Origin of the sequence: Mesorhizobium sp. M7A.F.Ca.US.006.04.2.1 (assembly GCF_004022915.1) — a bacterium.
Taxonomy (GTDB): domain Bacteria; phylum Pseudomonadota; class Alphaproteobacteria; order Rhizobiales; family Rhizobiaceae; genus Mesorhizobium; species Mesorhizobium ciceri.
In genome coordinates this window covers 1-1,184 of record NZ_RZQA01001288.1, presented here as the reverse complement: position 1 = coordinate 1,184, position 1,184 = coordinate 1, and the positions used below count along the sequence as shown (strand labels likewise).

At 61.9% G+C, this 1,184-nt stretch carries 1 protein-coding gene and 1 pseudogene; both read left to right on the top strand.

The features are described from left to right. A partial coding sequence (locus EN925_RS36705) for a sugar ABC transporter ATP-binding protein (RefSeq protein ID WP_164894698.1) occupies positions 1–985 on the top strand: 985 nt, incomplete at its 5' end. 26 nt (positions 986–1,011) lie between these two features. Next, positions 1,012–1,184: pseudogene (locus EN925_RS41265) on the top strand (ABC transporter permease); the annotation flags it as partial.

The window sequence follows — 1,184 nt, the reverse complement described above, 5'->3', positions numbered from 1 at the left end:
GGTGGAAGTTCTGTTCAAGGTGATCCGCGATCTGTCCAGCCGCGGCGTCTCCATCGTCTACATATCGCATCACCTCGAAGAGGCGCTGCAGATCACCGACTATGCCGTTGTCCTGCGCGATGGCGCGATTACCGCGACGGCCGAAGCTCGGGATATCGATCTCGAATGGATCGTGCGCAACATGGTCGGCGAGAATTTCGATCTCGGCTCGCCGCCGACCGGCCATGAATTCGGCGAAGTCGCCCTATCGATCGAGGATGTCAGCGTCGTCGACACTTCGGGCTCAGGTTATTCCGTCGTCGATCACCTGTCGCTGGACGTGCGAGCAGGCGAGATCGTCTGCATCTACGGGCTGATGGGTGCCGGGCGCACGGAATTGCTGGAGGCCGTCGCCGGACGAGTGCCGATGGCGGGCGGGCGGGCGCTGCTGGAAGGCGAGGACGTCTCGGGGCTGAGCATTGCCCAGCGTATCTCCAGAGGGCTTGTGCTGGTCCCCGAGGACCGGCAGCGCGACGGACTGGTGCAGACGATGACCGTCGGTCGTAATCTTTCGCTCGCCAGCATCGAAGCGTTCGCCAGGGGCCTGTTTCTGTCTCGTTCCAGAGAGCGAGAGCTGGTCGAAGACTCGATCCGCAAGGTGACCGTCAAGACCGCTGGCGGCAACGCCATGATCGGATCGCTGTCGGGCGGCAATCAGCAGAAGGTCGTCATCGGCAAGATGCTGACGACCAATCCCAAGGTTATCCTTCTCGACGAGCCGAGCCGCGGCATTGATGTCGGTGCCAAGGCCGAAGTCTTCCGCTTGCTGAGCGAACGCGCTGCGCAGGGCCTTGCCGTCGTCTTCTCGACCTCTGAGGTCAACGAATGCCTCAGCATTGCCCACCGCATCGTCGTCATGCGCCGCGGCAGGATTTCAGCCGAATTCGGCGCCAATGCCACCAAAGAGCAGATCATGGCCGCCTCGGGCGAAGCCGTGGTCGCCTGATCACCAGGAATTTCGGAGCCCACACCATGACCGATGTCAGCCAGGCCAGAAAACAGTCCAGTCCAAGCGCGAGCGAAGGCTTCGATCTCGCCAAGCTGCTGCTCGAGGGCCGCGCTTTCTTTGCCCTGATCGTCATCATCGTCGTGTTCTCGATCCTGTCGCCCTACTACCTCTCGGTGGCGAATTTCCTGACCATGGC